Annotated in this window: 22 protein-coding genes; 9 read left to right on the top strand and 13 right to left on the bottom strand. The window is 66.5% G+C overall.

The genetic code is table 11. The features are described from left to right. The first annotated feature begins 3 nt into the window (after window positions 1-3). The 3 genes from SH203_RS07015 (at window position 4) to ahpF (ending at window position 2,792) form a co-directional block, all read left to right on the top strand. Entirely contained in the window at window positions 4-345 is a 342-nt protein-coding gene (locus tag SH203_RS07015) for a hypothetical protein (RefSeq protein ID WP_087120118.1), read from the top strand. A 112-nt stretch (window positions 346-457) separates the two neighbouring features. Continuing rightward, window positions 458-1,021, top strand: coding sequence for an alkyl hydroperoxide reductase subunit C (ahpC, locus tag SH203_RS07010; RefSeq protein WP_087120117.1), 564 nt, complete (start codon window positions 458-460; stop codon window positions 1,019-1,021). Window positions 1,022-1,202: 181 nt separating this feature from the next. Further along, window positions 1,203-2,792, top strand: coding sequence for an alkyl hydroperoxide reductase subunit F (ahpF, locus tag SH203_RS07005; RefSeq protein ID WP_087120116.1), 1,590 nt, complete (start codon window positions 1,203-1,205; stop codon window positions 2,790-2,792). A 1-nt stretch (window position 2,793) separates the two neighbouring features. Here the strand turns inward: ahpF and SH203_RS07000 are convergent, their stop codons facing one another. The 3 genes from SH203_RS07000 to SH203_RS06995 are packed head-to-tail and all read right to left on the bottom strand — an operon-like array spanning window position 2,794 to window position 3,527. Further along, window positions 2,794-3,105, bottom strand: a complete 312-nt coding sequence (locus SH203_RS07000; protein WP_087120115.1) for a hypothetical protein — start codon at window positions 3,103-3,105, stop codon at window positions 2,794-2,796. Between the two features lie 44 nt (window positions 3,106-3,149). Next, window positions 3,150-3,323, bottom strand: coding sequence for a hypothetical protein (locus tag SH203_RS15505; protein ID WP_159457545.1), 174 nt, complete (start codon window positions 3,321-3,323; stop codon window positions 3,150-3,152). A gap of 3 nt (window positions 3,324-3,326) precedes the next feature. Further along, a complete protein-coding gene (locus SH203_RS06995) occupies window positions 3,327-3,527 on the bottom strand; it encodes a hypothetical protein (RefSeq protein WP_087120114.1) in 201 nt (66 codons plus the stop codon). Window positions 3,528-3,718: 191 nt separating this feature from the next. On the opposite strand from SH203_RS06995, the gene tyrS reads away from it, so the two are divergent. From tyrS to SH203_RS06980, 3 genes are all read left to right on the top strand, one after another. Then, complete coding sequence (tyrS, locus tag SH203_RS06990; RefSeq protein WP_087120113.1) at window positions 3,719-4,972, top strand: tyrosine--tRNA ligase; 1,254 nt, start codon at window positions 3,719-3,721, stop codon at window positions 4,970-4,972. Between the two features lie 124 nt (window positions 4,973-5,096). Beyond that, window positions 5,097-5,561: a peroxiredoxin gene (locus SH203_RS06985; protein WP_087120112.1), complete on the top strand. Its 465-nt coding sequence runs from the start codon at window positions 5,097-5,099 to the stop codon at window positions 5,559-5,561. A 115-nt stretch (window positions 5,562-5,676) separates the two neighbouring features. After that, entirely contained in the window at window positions 5,677-6,219 is a 543-nt protein-coding gene (locus tag SH203_RS06980; RefSeq protein ID WP_087120111.1) for a polymer-forming cytoskeletal protein, read from the top strand. 48 nt (window positions 6,220-6,267) lie between these two features. Here SH203_RS06980 and prfB read toward each other — a convergent pair. From prfB to SH203_RS06970, 3 genes are all read right to left on the bottom strand, one after another. After that, window positions 6,268-7,390, bottom strand: a protein-coding gene (gene prfB, locus SH203_RS06975; RefSeq protein ID WP_143275693.1) for a peptide chain release factor 2 whose coding sequence is annotated in 2 segments (ribosomal slippage) — window positions 6,268-7,320 and window positions 7,322-7,390 — 1,122 coding nt in all. Because the reading frame shifts where the segments join, the coding sequence is not laid out codon by codon here. Further along, window positions 7,319-7,519 carry a hypothetical protein gene (locus SH203_RS15625; protein ID WP_200808846.1) on the bottom strand — a complete coding sequence of 67 codons (201 nt, stop codon included), beginning with the start codon at window positions 7,517-7,519 and terminating at the stop codon, window positions 7,319-7,321. The genes prfB and SH203_RS15625 overlap by 72 nt, the downstream gene beginning before the upstream one ends. 52 nt (window positions 7,520-7,571) lie before the next feature. Then, window positions 7,572-9,986, bottom strand: a complete 2,415-nt coding sequence (locus tag SH203_RS06970; RefSeq protein ID WP_087120110.1) for a penicillin-binding protein 1A — start codon at window positions 9,984-9,986, stop codon at window positions 7,572-7,574. Between the two features lie 135 nt (window positions 9,987-10,121). Between SH203_RS06970 and SH203_RS06965 the strand changes: the two genes are divergently transcribed. Then, the gene (locus SH203_RS06965; RefSeq protein ID WP_087120109.1) at window positions 10,122-10,550 is read left to right on the top strand and encodes an organic hydroperoxide resistance protein; all 429 of its coding nucleotides are present in this window, start codon (window positions 10,122-10,124) and stop codon (window positions 10,548-10,550) included. Between the two features lie 171 nt (window positions 10,551-10,721). Next, window positions 10,722-11,726, top strand: coding sequence for a cobaltochelatase subunit CobS (gene cobS / locus SH203_RS06960; RefSeq protein WP_087120108.1), 1,005 nt, complete (start codon window positions 10,722-10,724; stop codon window positions 11,724-11,726). A 3-nt stretch (window positions 11,727-11,729) separates the two neighbouring features. On the opposite strand, the gene SH203_RS06955 is transcribed toward cobS, so the two are convergent. Next, window positions 11,730-12,089 carry a phage holin family protein gene (locus SH203_RS06955; protein WP_087120107.1) on the bottom strand — a complete coding sequence of 120 codons (360 nt, stop codon included), beginning with the start codon at window positions 12,087-12,089 and terminating at the stop codon, window positions 11,730-11,732. Between the two features lie 109 nt (window positions 12,090-12,198). On the opposite strand from SH203_RS06955, the gene SH203_RS06950 reads away from it, so the two are divergent. Then, on the top strand, window positions 12,199-12,636 hold the full coding sequence (locus SH203_RS06950; protein ID WP_087120106.1) for an HIT family protein: 438 nt from the start codon (window positions 12,199-12,201) through the stop codon (window positions 12,634-12,636). Between the two features lie 4 nt (window positions 12,637-12,640). Here the strand turns inward: SH203_RS06950 and SH203_RS06945 are convergent, their stop codons facing one another. From SH203_RS06945 to cyoB, 6 genes are read right to left on the bottom strand one after another with little or no spacing between them, the layout of a single operon-like run. Beyond that, window positions 12,641-13,189 carry a response regulator transcription factor gene (locus SH203_RS06945; protein WP_087120105.1) on the bottom strand — a complete coding sequence of 183 codons (549 nt, stop codon included), beginning with the start codon at window positions 13,187-13,189 and terminating at the stop codon, window positions 12,641-12,643. Then, a complete protein-coding gene (locus tag SH203_RS06940) occupies window positions 13,186-14,505 on the bottom strand; it encodes an ATP-binding protein (RefSeq protein WP_087120104.1) in 1,320 nt (439 codons plus the stop codon). Before SH203_RS06940 ends, SH203_RS06945 begins: the two co-directional genes overlap by 4 nt. Next, window positions 14,502-15,218: an SURF1 family protein gene (locus tag SH203_RS06935; protein WP_087120103.1), complete on the bottom strand. Its 717-nt coding sequence runs from the start codon at window positions 15,216-15,218 to the stop codon at window positions 14,502-14,504. Before SH203_RS06935 ends, SH203_RS06940 begins: the two co-directional genes overlap by 4 nt. A 46-nt stretch (window positions 15,219-15,264) precedes the next feature. Further along, on the bottom strand, window positions 15,265-15,654 hold the full coding sequence (gene cyoD / locus SH203_RS06930) for a cytochrome o ubiquinol oxidase subunit IV (RefSeq protein WP_087120102.1): 390 nt from the start codon (window positions 15,652-15,654) through the stop codon (window positions 15,265-15,267). Continuing rightward, complete coding sequence (gene cyoC, locus SH203_RS06925) at window positions 15,651-16,277, bottom strand: cytochrome o ubiquinol oxidase subunit III (protein WP_087120101.1); 627 nt, start codon at window positions 16,275-16,277, stop codon at window positions 15,651-15,653. The genes cyoD and cyoC overlap by 4 nt, the downstream gene beginning before the upstream one ends. Before the next feature lie 3 nt (window positions 16,278-16,280). Further along, window positions 16,281-18,284, bottom strand: a complete 2,004-nt coding sequence (gene cyoB / locus SH203_RS06920) for a cytochrome o ubiquinol oxidase subunit I (protein ID WP_087120100.1) — start codon at window positions 18,282-18,284, stop codon at window positions 16,281-16,283. Window positions 18,285-18,291 lie beyond the last annotated feature (7 nt).

The following is an 18,291-nucleotide window of genomic DNA, read 5'->3' as shown; positions in this document are numbered from 1 at the left end:
ATCATGATTGCGTCAGTGTTGGCGGCGGTGCTGCAGGTCTCGGGGGCGCAGGCGACGCCCTATCCGGCCGATATGCAGCGGGCCGAGGTTTGCTACGCCCATGTCATGCTCTTGATCGAGGAGGCCGCGCGCGAAACCGGCCGGGTGGCGGGACCGAGCTGGTTCATTCGCGACTGGTGGGGCGCCAGGCTGGACGAGGCGCAATCCACGAACGACCGGCAAGCGGAGGTCAAGGCTGCGGTGGCGAAACGTGCAACCGATGACGCCGCCGGGTTCGCCTCGGAACGCACCGCCTGCATTCAGGAAGCGATCAAGGCCGGGGCCGTGCCGGGGATGGAACCCTAATCGTCGCTTTATAACTAAAATCTATTGTGCATCTGCAAATAAGTGATTGGGCTTATGTGTTGCGGTGCGGTAGGAGTGAGTCCTCCTAACCACCCCAGCCGATGGATTGCACATGGCCCTCATCAACACGACGATCAAACCCTTCGCGGCGACCGCCTACAAGGAAGGCAAGTTCGTCGACATCACCGACGCCGACGTAAAGGGCAAATGGGCCATCTTCTTCTTCTATCCGGCCGACTTCACCTTCGTCTGCCCGACCGAGCTGGAAGACCTGGCTGACTCCTATTCGACGCTGCAGGGCCTGGGCGTCGAGGTGTTCTCGGTCTCGACCGACACCCACTTCAGCCACAAGGCCTGGCACGACACCTCGCCCGCCATCGGCAAGATCAACTACTATATGGTCGGCGATCAGTCGGGCGTGATCACCAACAACTTCGACGTCATGCGTCCGGGCGTGGGCCTGGCCGACCGCGCGACCTTCCTGGTCGACCCGGAAGGCGTGATCCAGTTCATGGAAATCACGTCGGAAGGCGTGGGCCGCAACGCCTCGGAGCTGCTGCGCAAGGTCAAGGCCGCGCAATACGTCGCCGCCCACCCCGGCGAAGTCTGCCCGGCCAAGTGGGAAGAAGGCGAAGCCACCCTGGCGCCGTCGCTCGACCTCGTCGGCAAGATCTAAGACCTTTCGACCCTTCGGGTCCGGCTTCGGCCGGACCTGAGCCATCGGCGGGGGCGAGTAGCGTTTCCAGGCCCCCGCCGACTTCGGCGCCCCGTCGGCGCCCCGAGATTTTTCGCGCAGATCGCCTCGCCCGGACGCCGGGCTGGCAGGCGACGCGCCGCATACGTTTGAGGAGAAACCCATGCTGGACGCCAATCTGAAAACTCAGCTTGAGGGCTATCTCAAGAACATCGTCCATCCGGTCGAGCTGGTCGCCTCGCTGGGCGCCGGGCCCAAGTCGCAGGAGCTGAAGGCCCTGCTGGAGGACATCGTTTCCGTCTCGCACGGCAAGGTCGAGATGGGGCGCGACTATGACGACGAACGTCAGCCCAGCTTCCTGATCCGCAGGAAGGGCACGGACATCGGCGTGCGGTTCGCGGGCATTCCGCTGGGCCACGAGTTCACGTCCCTGGTGCTGGCCCTGCTGCACGTCGGCGGCCATCCGTCCAAGGCGGCGCAGGATGTGATCCAGCAGGTCAAGGACCTGGACGGCGACTATCTGTTCGAGACCTATTTCTCGCTGTCCTGCCAGAACTGCCCCGACGTGGTGCAGGCCCTGAACCTGATGAGCGTGATCAATCCGCGCATCAAACACGTCGCCATCGAAGGCGGCCTGTTCAAGGACGAGGTGGACGAACGCAAGATCATGGCCGTGCCGACCGTCTTCCTGAACGGCGAACTGTTCGGCCAGGGGCGAATGGAGCTGGAGCAGATCGTCGCCAAGATCGACACCGGCGCCGAGGCCAAGGCCGCCGAGAAGATCAAGGCCAAGGACCCGTTCGACGTCCTGGTCGTCGGCGGCGGCCCGGCCGGCGCGGCGGCGGCCATCTACACCGCCCGCAAGGGCATCCGCACCGGCGTCGTCGCCGAACGGTTCGGCGGTCAGGTGCTGGACACCATGGCCATCGAGAACTTCATCTCGGTGCCCCACACCGAGGGGCCGAAACTGGCCGCCCATCTGGAGCAGCACGTCCGCGAATACGACGTGGACATCATGAACCTGAACAAGGCGGCCAAGCTGATCCCGGCCAAGGTCGCGGGCGGCCTGCACGAGGTGGTTCTGGAGAACGGCGCCTCGCTGAAGTCGCGCACGGTGATCCTGTCGACCGGCGCGCGCTGGCGTCAGATGAACGTGCCGGGCGAGGACCAGTATCGCAACAAGGGCGTCGCCTATTGCCCGCACTGCGACGGGCCGCTGTTCAAGGGCAAGCGCGTGGCGGTGATCGGCGGCGGCAACTCGGGCGTCGAGGCGGCCATCGACCTGGCGGGCATCGTCGCCCATGTGACCCTGATCGAATACGACAGCGAACTGCGGGCCGATGCGGTGCTGCAGCGCAAGCTGGCGACCCTGCCGAACGTGCGGATCGTCACCTCGGCCCTGACGACCGAGGTTCACGGCGACGGCGAGAAGGTGACGGGCCTGTCCTACAAGGACCGCAACTCCGATGCCCAGCACGACGTCGATCTGGAAGGGATCTTCGTGCAGATCGGCCTGGTGCCCAACACCGAATGGCTGCACGGGGCGGTGGGTCTGACGCAGCGCGGCGAGATCGAGATCGATCACCGCGGAGAGACCAGCCAGCCGGGCGTGTTCGCCGCCGGCGACGTGACGACCGTGCCCTACAAGCAGATCGTGATCGCCATAGGCGAAGGCTCCAAGGCGGGCCTGTCGGCCTTCGACTATATGATCCGCACGGTTCCGGCCGACGAAACGGTGGTCGAGGCGGCCTGATCTAGTCGGGCCGTGCGGAGGCTTTTCGCATGGCCCGTATGATCTCGACCAGAAGCGCCCAGATCAGGGTGACGATGAAATAGATCCACCGCGCGGCCATCAGGATCAGGAACGGCCCCGCCCAGAGTATGGCCCAGATCGTATAGGGCAGGTCCGAATGGGTGACAGCGCCCAGGATCAGCGCGACCACCCACATCGGCAGGGTCAGCATCAGATAGGGCCAGACGGGAAACCGGCGCAGGCGCCCGATCAGCGAACGATCCCGCTTTGGCCCCGTCACGCCGCCGTCGGGAATGTGGGTCGGGTCGGCCATGTTTGCGTTTGTCGCAGCCGTTGGATCGGTTCGCAACCGCGCCCCTAGAACCGACGCGCGACGCCGACGCCGAAGGCCACGTCGGGGCTGTCGTCGTTCAGGCCCAGGTTCAGGCCGAAGTCCAGTTGGGCGTCGGGCAGGGACGGCGGCGACGAAGCCCGCGAGAGCGACCGACAGGCCCGACCCGTCGGGATTGGCCAGGGATCGACGCAGGCCAAGCGTCAGGTCGCCGAGACCCTGGGCCGTGCGCGGGCGCCGGTCGCGCGATCGGTGACCTGCTGGCGGTTCCAGACGGGCAGGCCCAGCTGCACTTCTGTCAGCTCGTCCAGACCATAGCGAACCAGCAGATCGCCGGCGTCCCAAGTCTGGGTGCGCGTGTCAGCCTGTGTCTGGCGCGAGACGTCGAACAGACCTAACTCCATCTGCAACCGGCCCTGGTCGAGGACGCAACATATTGCACTGTTTTCGAGGGTGCAGTTCAATTTCGTACCGGCCCGATTTCAGACGTTTCAGACGGTGTTTTTCGCTCGACCGTCTGAACCACCCCTCCTCCCCCACCTCGGGCCAGCAAAGGGAAGACGCCCGTCGGCATCTTTGCTAACGGAGCTTCGCCATGACCGAACACGCTTTCAAATCCGACTTCCTCCGCACCCTTCAGGCGCGCGGCTACATCCACCAGATCACCCACCCCGTCGAACTGGACAAGGCGGCGGCGTCGGGCGTGGTTCCGGCCTATATCGGGTTCGACGCCACGGCGCCGTCGCTGCATGTCGGCAGCCTGATCCAGATCATGATGCTGCGCCGCCTTCAGCAGACCGGGCACAAGCCCATCGTCCTGATGGGCGGCGGCACCACCAAGGTCGGCGACCCGACCGGCAAGGACGCCTCGCGCCCGCAGCTGACGCAGGACACGATCCAGGCCAACATCGACTCGATTCAGACGGTCTTCGCCAAATTCCTGACCTTCGGCGACGGCCCGACCGACGCGGTCATGGTCAATAACGACGACTGGCTGTCGGGCTATGGCTACATCCAGTTCCTGCGTGATTTCGGCACGCATTTCACCGTCAACCGGATGTTGGCCTTCGACTCCGTCAAGCTGCGGCTTGAGCGCGAGCAGCCGATGACCTTCCTCGAATTCAACTACATGCTGATGCAGTCGGTGGACTTCCTGGAGCTGAACCGCAGCCTGAAGGTCACGCTTCAGATGGGCGGATCGGACCAGTGGGGCAACATCACCTCGGGCGTCGATCTGGTGCGCCGCGTGGACCAGAAGGCCGCTTTCGGCCTGACCACGCCGCTGCTGACCACCGCCTCGGGCGGCAAGATGGGCAAGACCGCCCAGGGCGCCGTCTGGCTGAACGCCGAACAGCTCAGCCCCTATGACTACTGGCAGTTCTGGCGCAACGCCGAGGATGCCGACGTCGGCCGCTTCATGCGCCTGTTCACCGACCTGTCGCTGGAGCAGATCGCCGAATACGAGGCCCTGGAAGGCGCCGCCATCAACGACGCCAAGAAGGCTCTGGCCGACGCGGCGACCGCCATGCTGCACGGCGCCGACGCCGCCGCCACCGCCCGCGCCGCCGCCGAAACCGCCTTCGAAAAGGGTCAGGTCTCGGCCGACCTGCCGACCGTCGAACTGCCGGCGGCCGAGGTTTACGGCGCCATGATCGCCGCCGTCGTCGCCAAGGCCGGCCTGACCGCCTCCAACGGCGAGGCCCGCCGCCTGGCCCAGGGCGGCGGCCTGCGCCTCAACGACGCCCCCGTCTCCGACGGCGCCCAACTCCTGACCGAGTCCGACGCCCGGGACGGCGTGATCAAACTGGCCGCCGGCAAGAAGAAGATCGTGCTGGTTCGCCCCACCTAACCTCCGTCACCCTCGGGCTCGACCCGAGGGCCGAACCGCCCGCCGCATATGCGAGCGGGCGGCGCACTCCACGACCAGCATCCGATCCTCGGGTCGAGCCCGAGGATGACGGCAGGAGAAGCCAATGCCCGCCACCGAAGGCCAACCCGCCCCCGCCCTGAACCTGCCCGCCGACAGCGGCGGCCGCGTCTCGCTCGCCGCCCTGCGCGGCAAGCCCGCCGTGATCTATTTCTATCCAAAGGACGACACCACCGGCTGCACGCGCGAGGCCCAGGACTTCACCGCCCTGGCCCCCGACTTCGCCGCCCTGGGCGCGACCGTCATCGGCGTGTCCCGGGACACGGTGAAAAAGCACGACCGCTTCAAGGCCAAATACGACCTCGCCGTCGTCCTGGCCTCGGACGAGGACGGCGCCGCCTGCGAGGCGTGGGGCGTCTGGGTTCAGAAGAAGCTGTACGGCCGCGAATATATGGGCATCGAGCGCGCCACCTTCCTGATCGACACCGAGGGTCGGGTCGCCCGCGTCTGGCGCAACGTCAAGGTCGCCGACCACGCCGCCGCCGTGCTGGAGGCCGTGAAGGTTTTGTGATCGGCGAGCGCCGTTCGGAACCCGTGCTTGACCTGGGCCGCCCCTCCACGGCCTAGTGGGGCCTTGAGGGCTACAGGGGCTTGGCCGGCCTTGGCTGGCAGATGCGGAGCGCACCATGTTCACCAAGAGCAAATCCCACGACCACGGCTCGCAGGGGCTGGGCATCCCCCCGGCGCCCGAGCCGACGCCGGCCCCCGCGCCATCGGCCCTGACGGCCGCCTCCGCCCCGCGCGCGCCGGAACCGTCGCGCCCGACGCCCCGGTCCAGCAACCTGTCCACCCTGTCTGCAGGCGTGAAATACGAGGGCAACATCTCCGGCGCCGGGGAGCTTCAGGTCGACGGCTCGCTGAAGGGCGATGTGCGCGTCTCGCGCGTGGTCATCGGCGAAGGCGGCTCGGTCGAGGGCACGGTCCATGCCGACGTGCTGGACGTGCGCGGCCGCGTCTCGGGCGCCATTGTGGCCAAACAGGTCAAGCTCTACGCCACCGCCCGCGTCGAGGGCGACATCACCCAGGAGCAGCTGGCCATCGACCAGGGCGCCTGGTTTCAGGGCCGCTGCAACCAGGCCAAGCGCGACACCCCCGGCGCCGCCATGCTGGAAGCCCACGCTCCCAAGCCCGACAAGGCGGACAAGCCGGAACCCAAGACCCCGGCCTGACCAGACCCCGACAAACAAAAGGGCGGCCCGTCGGACCGCCCTTTTCCCTTAGTCCACGCTGGACCCGCGCGTCTCGCCGACCCGGGCCGCCAGGGCCGCGCCCATGAAGGCGTCCAGGTCGCCGTCCAGCACCCCTTGCGTGTCCGACGTCTCCACCTCGGTCCTCAGATCCTTCACCATCTGATACGGCTGCAGGACATAGGACCGGATCTGGTGGCCCCAGCCGATGTCCGTCTTGGCGTCGGCCAGCGCCTGGGCCGCCGCCTCGCGCTTCTGCAGCTCCAGCTCGTACAGGCGCGCCCGCAGCATCTTCCAGGCCATTTCGCGGTTCTGGTGCTGCGACCGGCCCGCCTGACAGGCCACGACCGTATTGGTCGGGGTGTGGGTCAGACGCACCGCCGAGTCGGTCTTGTTGATGTGCTGCCCGCCCGCGCCGGACGCGCGATAGGTGTCGGTGCGCACGTCCGAGGGGTTGATGTCGATCTCGATGGCGTCGTCCACGACCGGCGACACCCCGATGGAGGCGAAGCTGGTGTGGCGCTTGGCCGCCGCGTCATAGGGGCTGATGCGGACCAGACGGTGTACGCCCGATTCCGACTTCAGCCAGCCGTAGGCGTTCGGTCCCTCGATCAGGATGGTGGCCGACTTGACCCCCGCCTGTTCGCCCTCTTCATGGGCCTCGACGGTGACCTCGTAGCCGTGCGCCTTGGCCCAGCGGGAATACATCCGCAGCAGCATCCCGGCCCAGTCGTTCGATTCGGTGCCGCCGGCGCCGGAGTTGACTTCCAGATAGGCGTCGTTGCCGTCGGCCTCGCCGGACAGCAGGGCCTCCAGCTCGGCCCGCGCCGCGCGTTCCTTGATGGCGCGCAGCGACGCGCGGGCATCTTCCAGCGCGCCCTCGTCGCCTTCCTCGTCCGCCATCTCGGCCAGCATGACCCCGTCTTCCAGGTCCTGCTCCATCGCCTTGACGGTGTTGATCTTGCCTTCCAGCTGCGAGCGTTCGCGGCTGACGGCCTGGGCCTGATCCGGCTTGTCCCACAGCGTCGGGTCCTCGACCCGCGCGTTCAGCTCATCGAGCTTTCTTAGAGCGACATCCCAGTCAAAGACGCCTCCTGAGCAGAGCGACGCTCTGCTCGATGTCGGCCTTCATGGCCTCGACATCCGGTCTCATCGCAATCTCCAGCGACAGAAGTTGATGATCGTCATCCTCGGGCTTGTCCCGAGGACCCAAGGCTGGAGCCGTCTCGAAATCACCGTTGCGGCGATGTCGTCGAACCCTCTCGCGGTTCATGCGGCCCACCGATGGGTCCTCGGGACAAGCCCGAGGATGACGGAGCGTGGGTGTTAGAGCCTCAGTACAATCCGCTCAAGTCCTCGGCCGGCGCCTTCTTCGGCGGCGGCGGGGCCGAGGTCGTGGGGGCGGCGGCGGCGGCCCCGCTCGCGGCCTCCTGCTCGCGGCGGATGACCTCATAGTAGTTCTGAGGTCCGGCGGGCTGCGCCGGCCCGGTCGGGGCGGGCGGCGGGGCCTGACGCTCGGTGCCTGGGCGGAAGGCTTCCTCGATGCCGTTCACATTGCGGAAGATCGCGTTCTTGGGCCGCACGAACGGGCGGGCCGGCCGCTCCTTCAGCGCCGTCTGCATGAAGTCGGTGAACACCGGCACGGCCGCCGACGCCCCCGCCTCGCCGGAACCCAGCGAACGGTTGTCGTCGAAGCCGATGAGGACCCCCACCACGATGTCGGTGGTGAAGCCGACGAACCAGGCCGAGCGGTATTCGTTGGTCGTGCCCGTCTTGCCCGCGACCCACGGCCCCAGGCCGCGCGCGCTGGCGGCGGTGCCGCGCTGGACCACGCCTTCCAGCATGGAACTCATCTGATAGGCGGTGATCGGGTCGATGACCTGGGTTCCGCGCTGCTGAAGACGCGGCGATTCCTGACCCGAGAAGCCCCGGCCGCATTCACGGCAGCTGCGGTTGTCGGCGCGGAAGATGGTCTCGCCGTCGCGGTCCTGAACATAGTCGATCAGATAGGGCGTCACCCGACGTCCGCCGTTGGCGAAGGCGGAATAGGCGGCCGTGATGTCCAGCGGCGTCACCTCGCCCGCGCCCAGCGACACCGACAGATTGGGCGTCATGCCGGGCAGGCCCATCCGATCCGCCTGCTCCACGATCTTCTTCATGCCGACAGACTGGGCCAGGCGCACCGTCATCACGTTGCGCGACAGCTCCAGCCCGCGCCGCAGCGTCTGAGGGCCATAGTATTGGCGACTGTAGTTCTCGGGCGTCCAGCGCTGGCCGTTCGGGCCGCCGGCGAAGCTGATCGGCGCGTCCAGCACGATGGAGGCCGGGGTGAAGTCGCCTTCCAGCGCGGTCGCATAGACAAACGGCTTGAACGCCGAACCCGGTTGGCGCTTGGCCTGGGTCGCCCGGTTGAAGCTGGACAGGGCGTAGGAGTAGCCGCCGACCATGGCCAGCACCCGGCCCGACTGCGGCTCGATCGCCACCAGGGCGCCGTTGACGCGCGGCACCTGTTTCAGGGCGTACTGGCCGCCCTTGGCCTCCACGAAGATCAGCTCGCCGCGCTTCAGCGGATGGTTGGCGTTGGCCCAGGCCACGTCGGCGCCCAGCAGGGTTCCGGTCTTGTCGGTCTTGGCGGTGCGGATTCGCACCGCGCCGCCGCTGACGCTTTCGACGGCGGCGGCTTCCCAGGTGCGGCGCTCGGGCGGAATCTGGCCGCGCAGGGCCTTGGCCTGCCAGCCCTCCTCGAACTCGGTCGTGCCCCAGCCGCCGCGCCAGCCGTGACGCCGGTCATAGTTCTCCAGCCCCTGCATCAGGGCGCGCCGCGCCGCCGTCTGCAACGTCGGGTCCAGGGTCGTGCGCATATAGAAGCCGCCTGCGCGCAGCTGTTCGCCGAACTGGGGATTGGCCGCCGCCTGGCGACGCGCCTCCTCCACGAAGAAGTCGGCGTCCTTGTAGTCCGAGCGCTGGGGCGCATCGCGCGTGACCAGCGGCCGCGCCCGCGCCTCGACCAGCTGCGCGGGCGTCAGCCAGCCGCTCTGCTCCATCTCGCCCAGCACCCAGTCGCGCCGGCCCTTGGCCGCGCCGGGGTGACGTTTGGGGTGATAGTTGTTCGGCCCCTTGGGCAGGGACGCCAGGAAGGCCGCCTCGTCGGGCGTCAGTTGGGCCAGCGACTTGCCGAAATAGTTATAGGCCGCCGAGGCGATCCCGAACGAGCGATACCCCAGGAAGATCTCGTTCAGATACAGTTCCAGGATCTGCTGCTTGGATAGGGTCGCTTCCAGCCGGTTGGCCAGAATGGCTTCCTTCAGCTTGCGGTTCAGGCTGGATTCATTGGTCAGCAGGACGTTCTTGGCCACCTGCTGGGTGATGGTCGAACCGCCCTCCAGCCGGCGCCCCTGCGCCAGGTTGAGGACGTTCTTCAGCGACGCCCGGCCGATGCCGCCCACGTCGATGCCGCCGTGCTGGAAGAAGTTGCGATCCTCGGCCGCCAGGAAGGCGTGGATCACCGGCTGGGGAATCTGGTCGTAGGACACATAGATTCGCCGCTCGTCCGAGAATTCCCCGATCAGGGTGCCGTCGCCGGCATAGACGCGCGTCGCGGTCGGCGGGCGATAGTCGGCCAGGTCCGAGGCGTCGGGCAGGTCGTGGAACAGCCACGCGGCATAGACGGCGACCACCAGCCCCGCCAGGGCGATGGCGCCCAGCAGAACCATGCCCGCCCACACGAACCAGCGTTCGGCAATCTTCACTGCGTACTCCGACGACGCGCCCCAAAGGGTGCTTTAGCCCGCGTCGCCGGTCGCTGGCTAGAGCCGCGATGCAACGTCCCCTTGGCGTCCGCCGTTAAACGCCCATCTCAAGCGTCCCAGCCCCAAGGAGCCATCATGGAAGTTCTCTATCGCGCCCAGGCCACCGCGTCCGGCGGAGGCCGCGAGGACGGTCGTTCGGCCACCGACGACGGCAAGATCGACGTGAAACTGTCCACACCCAGAGAGATGGGCGGCAAAGGCGGCGACGGGACCAATCCCGAACAGCTGTTCGCCACGGGCTACGCCGCCTGCTACCTCGGCGCCCTGCGGCTGGTCAGCGGCAAGGCCGGCACGCCGGTCAGCCCCGACACCAAGATCACCGCCGGCGTCGGCTTCGGCAAGAACACCCGGGGTGAAGGCTTCAACCTGGATGTGGACCTGACCGTCACCGACCACGGTCTGGATCAGGCCGTGATCGAGGAGTTGATCGAAAAGGCGCACCAGATCTGCCCCTACTCCAACGCCACGCGCGGCAACGTCGATGTGCGGCTCGAAGCCAAGTAAAAGACCTCCGCTCATCCCCGCGAAAGCGGGAACCCAGGGCTTTGGGCGATGATCACTGACGTCTTCAACAGGTCATCGTCCAACGCACCGCCGGGCAAAACAACAAGCTACCCGCTTTCGCGGGGACGAGCGGGGTTTAAGTGATCCCGAACGTGCGCTAATCGCACATCCATGACCTCCCCGCTCGACGCCTCCCCCGACGCCCTGATGACGCTCGAACCCGCCCGCCGCGTGACCCTGCGCGAGGCGTTCGGCGTCGACAGCGACATGACCGTGCCCGCCTTCGTCGAGCGCGACAGCCATGTGCCCGAGATCGACGAGGCCTATCGCTTCGATCCCCAGACCACCATCGCCATCTGCGCCGGCTTCGCCTTCGACCGCCGCGTCATGGTCCAAGGCTATCACGGCACCGGCAAGTCGACCCATATCGAACAGGTCGCCGCCCGGCTGAACTGGCCGCTGGTGCGGGTGAACCTGGACAGCCACGTCAGCCGCATCGACCTGATCGGCAAGGACGCCATCGTCCTGAAGGACGGCAAACAGATCACCGAGTTCCGCGAGGGCATCCTGCCCTGGTCGCTGCAACGCCCCATCGCCCTGGTGTTCGACGAATACGACGCCGGCCGTCCCGACGTGATGTTCGTGATCCAGCGCGTGCTGGAGGCGCAGGGCCGCCTGACCCTGCTGGACCAGAACCGCGTCATCCGGCCCAACCGCTTCTTCCGCCTGTTCGCCACGACCAACACCATCGGTTTGGGCGACACCACGGGCCTGTACCACGGCGCGCAACAGATCAATCAGGCCCAGCTGGACCGCTGGAACATCGTCACGACGCTGAACTATCTCGACCATGACGTGGAGGCCGAGATCGTCGCCGCCAAGGTCCCCGAATGGTCGGACGCCGAGGGCAAACGCCGCATCGCCGCCATGGTCCGCGTCGCCGACATGACCCGCAACGCCTTCATGAACGGCGACATCTCCACCGTCATGTCGCCCCGCACGGTCATCACCTGGGCCCAGAACGCCCAAATCTTCAGCGGCGACCTGGCGCTCAGCTTCCGCCTGACCTTCCTGAACAAGTGCGACGAACTGGAACGCCCCACCATCGCCGAATTCTACCAGCGCGCCTTCGGCGAGGATCTGCCAGAGGCGGCGACGCGGGTGAAGGTCGGATAAGGCCTAGCCCCGCGCCTCTTCGCCGCCGCCGATGAAGGCGCCGGCGATCCAGCTGACGACGCCGGTGACGATGGCCGCGCCGATGCCGGCCCACAGGCCGTCGACCACGAAGCCGCCCAGGAAAACGGACGTCAGGCCGATCATGGCCGCGTTCACGACCAGCAGGAACAGGCCCAGAGTCACGACGGTGATCGGGAAGGTCAGGACGACCAGGATCGGCCGCACGAAGGCGTTGACCAGGCCCAGGATGACGGCCGCCGCGATCAGCGAGCCTGTGCTGGTGAAGTCCACGCCCGGCACGACCTTGGCCGACAGCCACAGGCCGGCCATCGTGACCAGGGCCTGGATGATGAAACGGATCATGTCGCGCCTCGCAGTTGTTCAAGCGTGACCATAATGCGTGAAACGGACGAAGGCTCCCCCTTCGCGTCCGCCGCTGCTATCGAGGGCGCAGACCGCACGGAGAACGCCCATGAGCCTGCACGGCGCCTATGACCCGAACAACATCTTCGCCAAGATCCTGCGCGGCGACATACCCTCGGTGAAGGTGTGGGAGGACGACCACGTCCTGGCCCTCATGGACGTGTTTCCCCAGTCGGAAGGCCATGTCCTGATCGTCGCCAAACAGTCCCGGGCGCGCAATCTGCTGGAGGTCGAGCCCGAGGTTCTGGCCCGCATGACCGCCGCCCTGCAGCGCACGGCCAAGGCGGTCGAAAAGGCCCTGCGGCCCGAGGGTTTGGCGGTCATGCAGTTCAACGGCGAGGCGGGCGGCCAGACGGTGTTCCACCTGCATTTCCACATCGTGCCCCGCTGGGCCGACCGCGAGATGAAGGGTCACGGCCATGCGCCGATGGCCGATGCGGCGACCCTGCGCGCCCTGGCCGACCGGATCGCGGCCGAGCTGGACTGACGCCTCAGTTCACGCGGCGCTTTTCCAGCTTCCGAGCCAGGGTGCGGCGATGCATCCCCAGGCGTCGCGCGGCCTCGGAAATGTTGAAGTCGGTCTCGACCAGGGTTTCGTGGATTCGCTCCCACTCCAGAGTCTTGATCGAGGTCGGCCGGGCGCCCAGCGGCGTTTCGGCGTCGCCGTCGGCCCGGGCGAAGGCGGCCTCGATGTCGTCCGTGCCGGCGGGCTTGGCCAGATAGTGGCGCGCGCCCAGCTTGATGGCCTCGACCGCCGTGGCGATGCTGGCGAAGCCGGTCAGGACCACGATGTTCATGGCCGGATCGAAAGCGTGCAGCGCCTCCACGCAGGTCAGGCCCGACGCCCCGCCCAGCTTCAGGTCCACGACCGCATAGCCTGGCCGATGCACCTTCAGCACATCGGCCATCTGGTCCGGGTTGGCGGCGCTGACGACCGTATAGCCGCGACGCTCGAACGACCGGCGCAGGGTGGCCGAGAAGGACTCGTCGTCCTCGACGATCAACAGCAGGCGGGCGTCGGCGGCGGCGTCATCGGTCATGGACGATCCTTTGGAGACAGGGCCGACAGCGGCAGGGTAAGACGCACCTCTGCCCCGCCTGCGGGGGGATTGGAAGCCTCGACCCGGCCGCCCAGCGACCGCACCACATTCATCAGCAGGAACAGGCCCAGGCCCGCGCCGCTCCGGGGCTTGGTCGAATTATAGGGCTTGCCCCAGTCTTTCAGCACGACGGGTGCGAACCCCGGCCCGTCGTCGCGCACGGCGATGATCAAGTCGTCGCCCATGCGTGCGGTCGTAACCAGAACCCGACCGGCCCCCGCCTCAACCGCATTGTCGAACAGCACGCCCAGCACCTGACGCAGGGCCGGATCGGCGATGATGGTCGGGTCGTCCTGCAGTTCGTCGCGAATATCCACCGCCACCCCGTCGCGGCTCCAGCTGGCCACGACATCGGACAGGAAGGTCCGCAGGGTTGTGCGCTGGGGCGCCAGCCCCCTCGCCTCGCCCGCCGACAGCAGAATGCCGGTCACGATGGCCTTGCAGCGTTCGACCTCGGCCCGCATCGTCGCCATGTCCTGATCCAGATCGGCGTCCTGGGTCAGGGCCGGCATCCGCTTCCAGTCGCTGAGGATGACCGACAGCGAGGCCAGCGGCGTGCCCAGTTCGTGCGCCGCGCCCGAGGCCAGCAGCCCCAAGCGGACGATGTGATCGTGTTCGGCCGTCTGCTGGCGCATAGCGGCGACCGCAGCGTCCCGGTCGCGCAGGTTCCGGCTGATGCGGGTGACGAACAGCACCAGCAACACCGCCATCAGCACGAAACAGATCAGGCTGCCCTGTAGATACAGGCCCAGCAGCGAACCCTCGCGCGCCGCCGGCAGGTTCAGCGGTCGCGAATGCAGGCCCAGGCCGGCGAAACACAGGGTCGTCACCGCGATCAGCGCCCAGGCATAGACCGGCGCCAGCAGAACCGCCCCCAGAACCACCTGCAACAGATAGAGCGCCGCGAACGGATTGGCCGCGCCACCGGTCAGGAACAGCAGCCAGGTCAGGGCCGCCACATCGGCCAGAAGCGCGATCATCAGCGACCGATCCTCGACCTCCGCCTGACGTGCGGCCAGCGGCGCGCTGATCAGATTGACCAGAACCAGACCGGCCGGCGCCGCCAGCAACCAGCCGATGGGCAGCGGAATGCCCATCACATATTCGACCATCACTATGGTCGCCATCTGCCCCGCCACCGCCAGCCAGCGCAGCTGGATCAGCAGCAGCATGTTGCGCCGGTTGGCCCCACCGTGGGTCGCCACCTCGCCGCTCGGCCCGCCCAGGCCCAGCAGCCGCTGAAGCGAGGTCGTCACGCCCGGCTCCGATCAGGGCCCCGCCGCCATTCGCGCCGGAACAGCGCCAGCCCCACCAAGGTCAGCAGCGCCATACCGAACCAGGTCAGGGCGTAGATCAGGTGGCTGTTGGGAAAGCGGATGACGGTCAGCCCGCCCAGCGGCCAGCCGCCCGGATTGGGCGTCGCATCCGCATCGACGAAATAGGGCGCGACATCGCTCAGCCCCCGCCGCGCCGCGATGGCGGCGACGTCGCGCGACCGCCAGCGGTCATGCGAGGGATCGTTGGCGCGCAGGAAGCCACCCTTGGGCTCGGTCATCCTGACCAGACCCACGACCTTTTGTGGGCCCGACGTCTGACCATCGGCGCGCGTCTCGGGCGTCTTGCGACCCGGGGGCACGAAGCCGCGATTGACCAGAACCGTGAAGCCGCGCGCATCGACCAGCGGCGTCATGACCCAGAATCCGGCCCCCGCATCGGTCACGGCCTGAACCAGGGTTTCCTTGTCGTGAAGATAGGTCCCGCGCAGCACCACGCGCCGATATTGATCGTTCTGGCGGGTCAGGCCGGGCCATTGGGCAGGCCCCGGCGCGGGCGTCGGCGCGGCATGAACCCGCGCATTGACCTGGGCGATCAGTTCGGTCTTCCAGGCCAGGCGCTGAACCTGCCAGACGCCCAGCGCCACGAAACCGACGAACAGCGTCAACAGGCCGACCGACACGGCCAGCCGCATCGGTCGTCGGGTCCTGTCTTTGGAAAGTCCGCTGATTGCGCCCTCGTCAGCCCATCATCTGCGTCATGTCGTGCGTCGCGGGCATCATATTGGTGTTCAGGTGATACATGACCCACAGCGAACCCGACAGGGCGATGACCACCACGATGATGGTGAAGATCAGCGCCAGCATGGTCCAGCCGCCCTCGGACTTGGAGTTCATGTGCAGGAAATAGACCATGTGGACCACGATCTGCACCACGGCGAAGGCCATTACGATCAGCGCCGTCGCCTGTTTCGGCAGGACGCCGGTCATGACCAGGGCGAACGGGATGGCCGTCAGGATCACCGAAAGCACGAACCCGATCATATAGCTCTTGAAGGAGCCGTGGTTATGGGCCTCGTGCCCCAGGTGATCGGTCTCGCGGGACTCGGGCGAGTGATTTTCAGCGCTCATCGCAGCATGCCCAGCAGATAGACGAAGGTGAAGACGCCGATCCAGATGACGTCCAGGAAGTGCCAGAACATCGACAGGCACATCAGCCGGCGCTTGTTGGCGGGGATCAGTCCCTTCATGCCCACCTGCACCATCAGCGTCACCAGCCAGATGATGCCGAAGGTGACGTGCAGGCCGTGGGTGCCGACCAGGGTGAAGAAGGCCGACAGGAAGGCGCTGCGCTGCGGCGTGGCGCCCTCGTGGATCAGGTGGCCGAACTCATAGAGTTCGATGCCCAGGAAGGCCAGGCCGAACAGACCCGTGATGGCCAGCCAGACCAAGGTCTGGCGCACATTGTTCCGGTCCATCGCCAGCATGGCGAAGCCATAGGTGATCGACGAGAACAGCAGCATGGCGGTGTTAACCGCCGCCAGCTCCAGATCGAACAGTTCCTTGGGCCCCGGCCCCGCCGCGTAGTTGCCGCCCAGCACGCCGAACACGGCGAACAGCATCGCGAAGATGAGGCAGTCGCTCATCAGATAGAGCCAGAAGCCCAGCATGGTGCTGGAGCCTTCCTCGTGGTGCGGCTCCTCTTCCAGGTGGAAGACGGTGGGATCGTCCAGCTTGATCGCGGTCGCGCTCATGGATCAGGCCTCCGTTCCGGCCAGGGCGCGGGTGCGCGCCTCTTCGGTCGCACGAACCTCATCCGCGGGGATGTAGTAGTCGCGCTTGTAGTTGAACGTATGGCCGATCGCGACCGCCAGGACGCCGACGAAGCACAGGGCCGCCAGCCACCAGATGTACCAGACCAGCGCCAGACCCATCACCAGGCACAGGCCCGAGATGATGACCCCCGCCCCGGTGTTGGACGGCATATGGATGGCCTTGTAGCCGCTCAGCGGACGCTGATAGCCCTTGTTCTTCATGTCCCACCAGGCGTCGGCGTCATGGACGACCGGCGTCGAGGCGAAGTTGTAATCCGGCGGCGGCGACGACGTGGACCACTCCAGCGTCCGGGCGCCCCAGGGATCGCCCGTCGTGTCGCGCAGCTTGTCGCGGTTGATGATCGACACGGCGAACTGGACGAACATGGCCGCGATGCCCAGGGCGATGACGCCCGCGCCGATGGCGGCGATCACGAACCAGATCTGCAGCGACGGATCGTCGAACACGCGCATCCGGCGCGTCACGCCCATCAGGCCCAGCACGTAAAGCGGCAGGAAGGCCAGCCAGAAGCCGGGCACCCAGCACCAGAAGCTGACCAGGCCCCACTTGCGGTCCAGCTTGAAGCCGAAGGCCTTGGGCCACCAGAAGTTGATAGCCGCGAACAGGCCGAACAGCACGCCGCCGATGATGACGTTGTGGAAGTGGGCCACCAGGAACAGCGAGTTGTGCAGCACGAAGTCGGCCGGCGGCACCGCCAGCAGAACCCCCGTCATCCCGCCGATCACGAAGGTCAGCATGAAGGCGATCAGCCACATCATCGGCAGCTCGAACCGGATGCGCCCACGATACATCGTGAACAGCCAGTTGAAGATCTTGGCCCCGGTCGGGATCGAGATGATCATCGTCGTGATGCCGAAGAAGCTGTTCACCGAGGCGCCCGAGCCCATAGTGAAGAAGTGGTGCAGCCACACCAGATACGACAGCACGGTGATGACGACCGTGGCGTAAACCATCGAGGTATAGCCGAACAGCTTCTTGCTGGAGAAGGTCGAGGCGATCTCGGAGAAGACGCCGAACAGCGGCAGGATCAGGATGTAAACCTCCGGGTGGCCCCAGATCCAGATCAGGTTCACGTACATCATCGGATTGCCGCCGAAGTCGTTCGTGAAGAAGTTGGTGCCGACGTAGCGGTCCAGCGTCAGCAGGGCCAGAACGGCGGTCAGGACCGGGAAGGACGCCACGATCAGGACGTTGGTGCACAGCGAGGTCCAGGTGAAGACGGGCATCTTCATCATGCCCATGCCGGGCGCGCGCATCTTCACGATGGTCGCGATCAGGTTGATGCCGGACAGCGTCGTCCCCACCCCCGCGATCTGAAGCGCCCAGATGTAGTAGTCGACGCCGACGCCGGGGCTGTAGCCGATGCCCGACAGCGGCGGATAGGCCAGCCAGCCCGTGCGCGCGAACTCGCCCACGAACAGCGAGGCCATGACGATGATCGCGCCGGCCGTCGTCATCCAGAAGCTGAAGTTGTTCAGGAACGGGAAGGACACGTCGCGCGCGCCGATCTGCAGCGGCACGACATAGTTCATGATGCCCGTCACCAGCGGCATGGCCACGAAGAAGATCATGATCACGCCGTGGGCGGTGAAGATCTGGTCGTAGTGGTGGGCGTTCAGATAACCCTCGGACCCGCCGAAGGCCATGGCCTGCTGGAGGCGCATCATGATGGCGTCGGCGAAGCCACGCACGAACATGATCAGCCCCAGGATCATGTACATGATCCCGATCTTCTTGTGGTCGACCGTGGTGAACCACTCTTTCCAGAGATAGCCCCACAGTTTGAAATAGGTCAGGGCGCCCAACAGGGCGACGCCGCCCAGGGCCACGACGATCATGGTCACGACCAGGATCGGTTCGTGCAGGGGCAGAGCCTCAAGCGTCAGGCGCCCGAAGATCAGCGGAAGGATTTGGTCAGCGTTCATCGAACTC

The sequence above is a fragment of the Brevundimonas sp. SH203 genome (assembly GCF_002157625.1).
GTDB lineage: Bacteria > Pseudomonadota > Alphaproteobacteria > Caulobacterales > Caulobacteraceae > Brevundimonas.
This window is presented reverse-complemented; position numbering and strand designations above follow the sequence as displayed.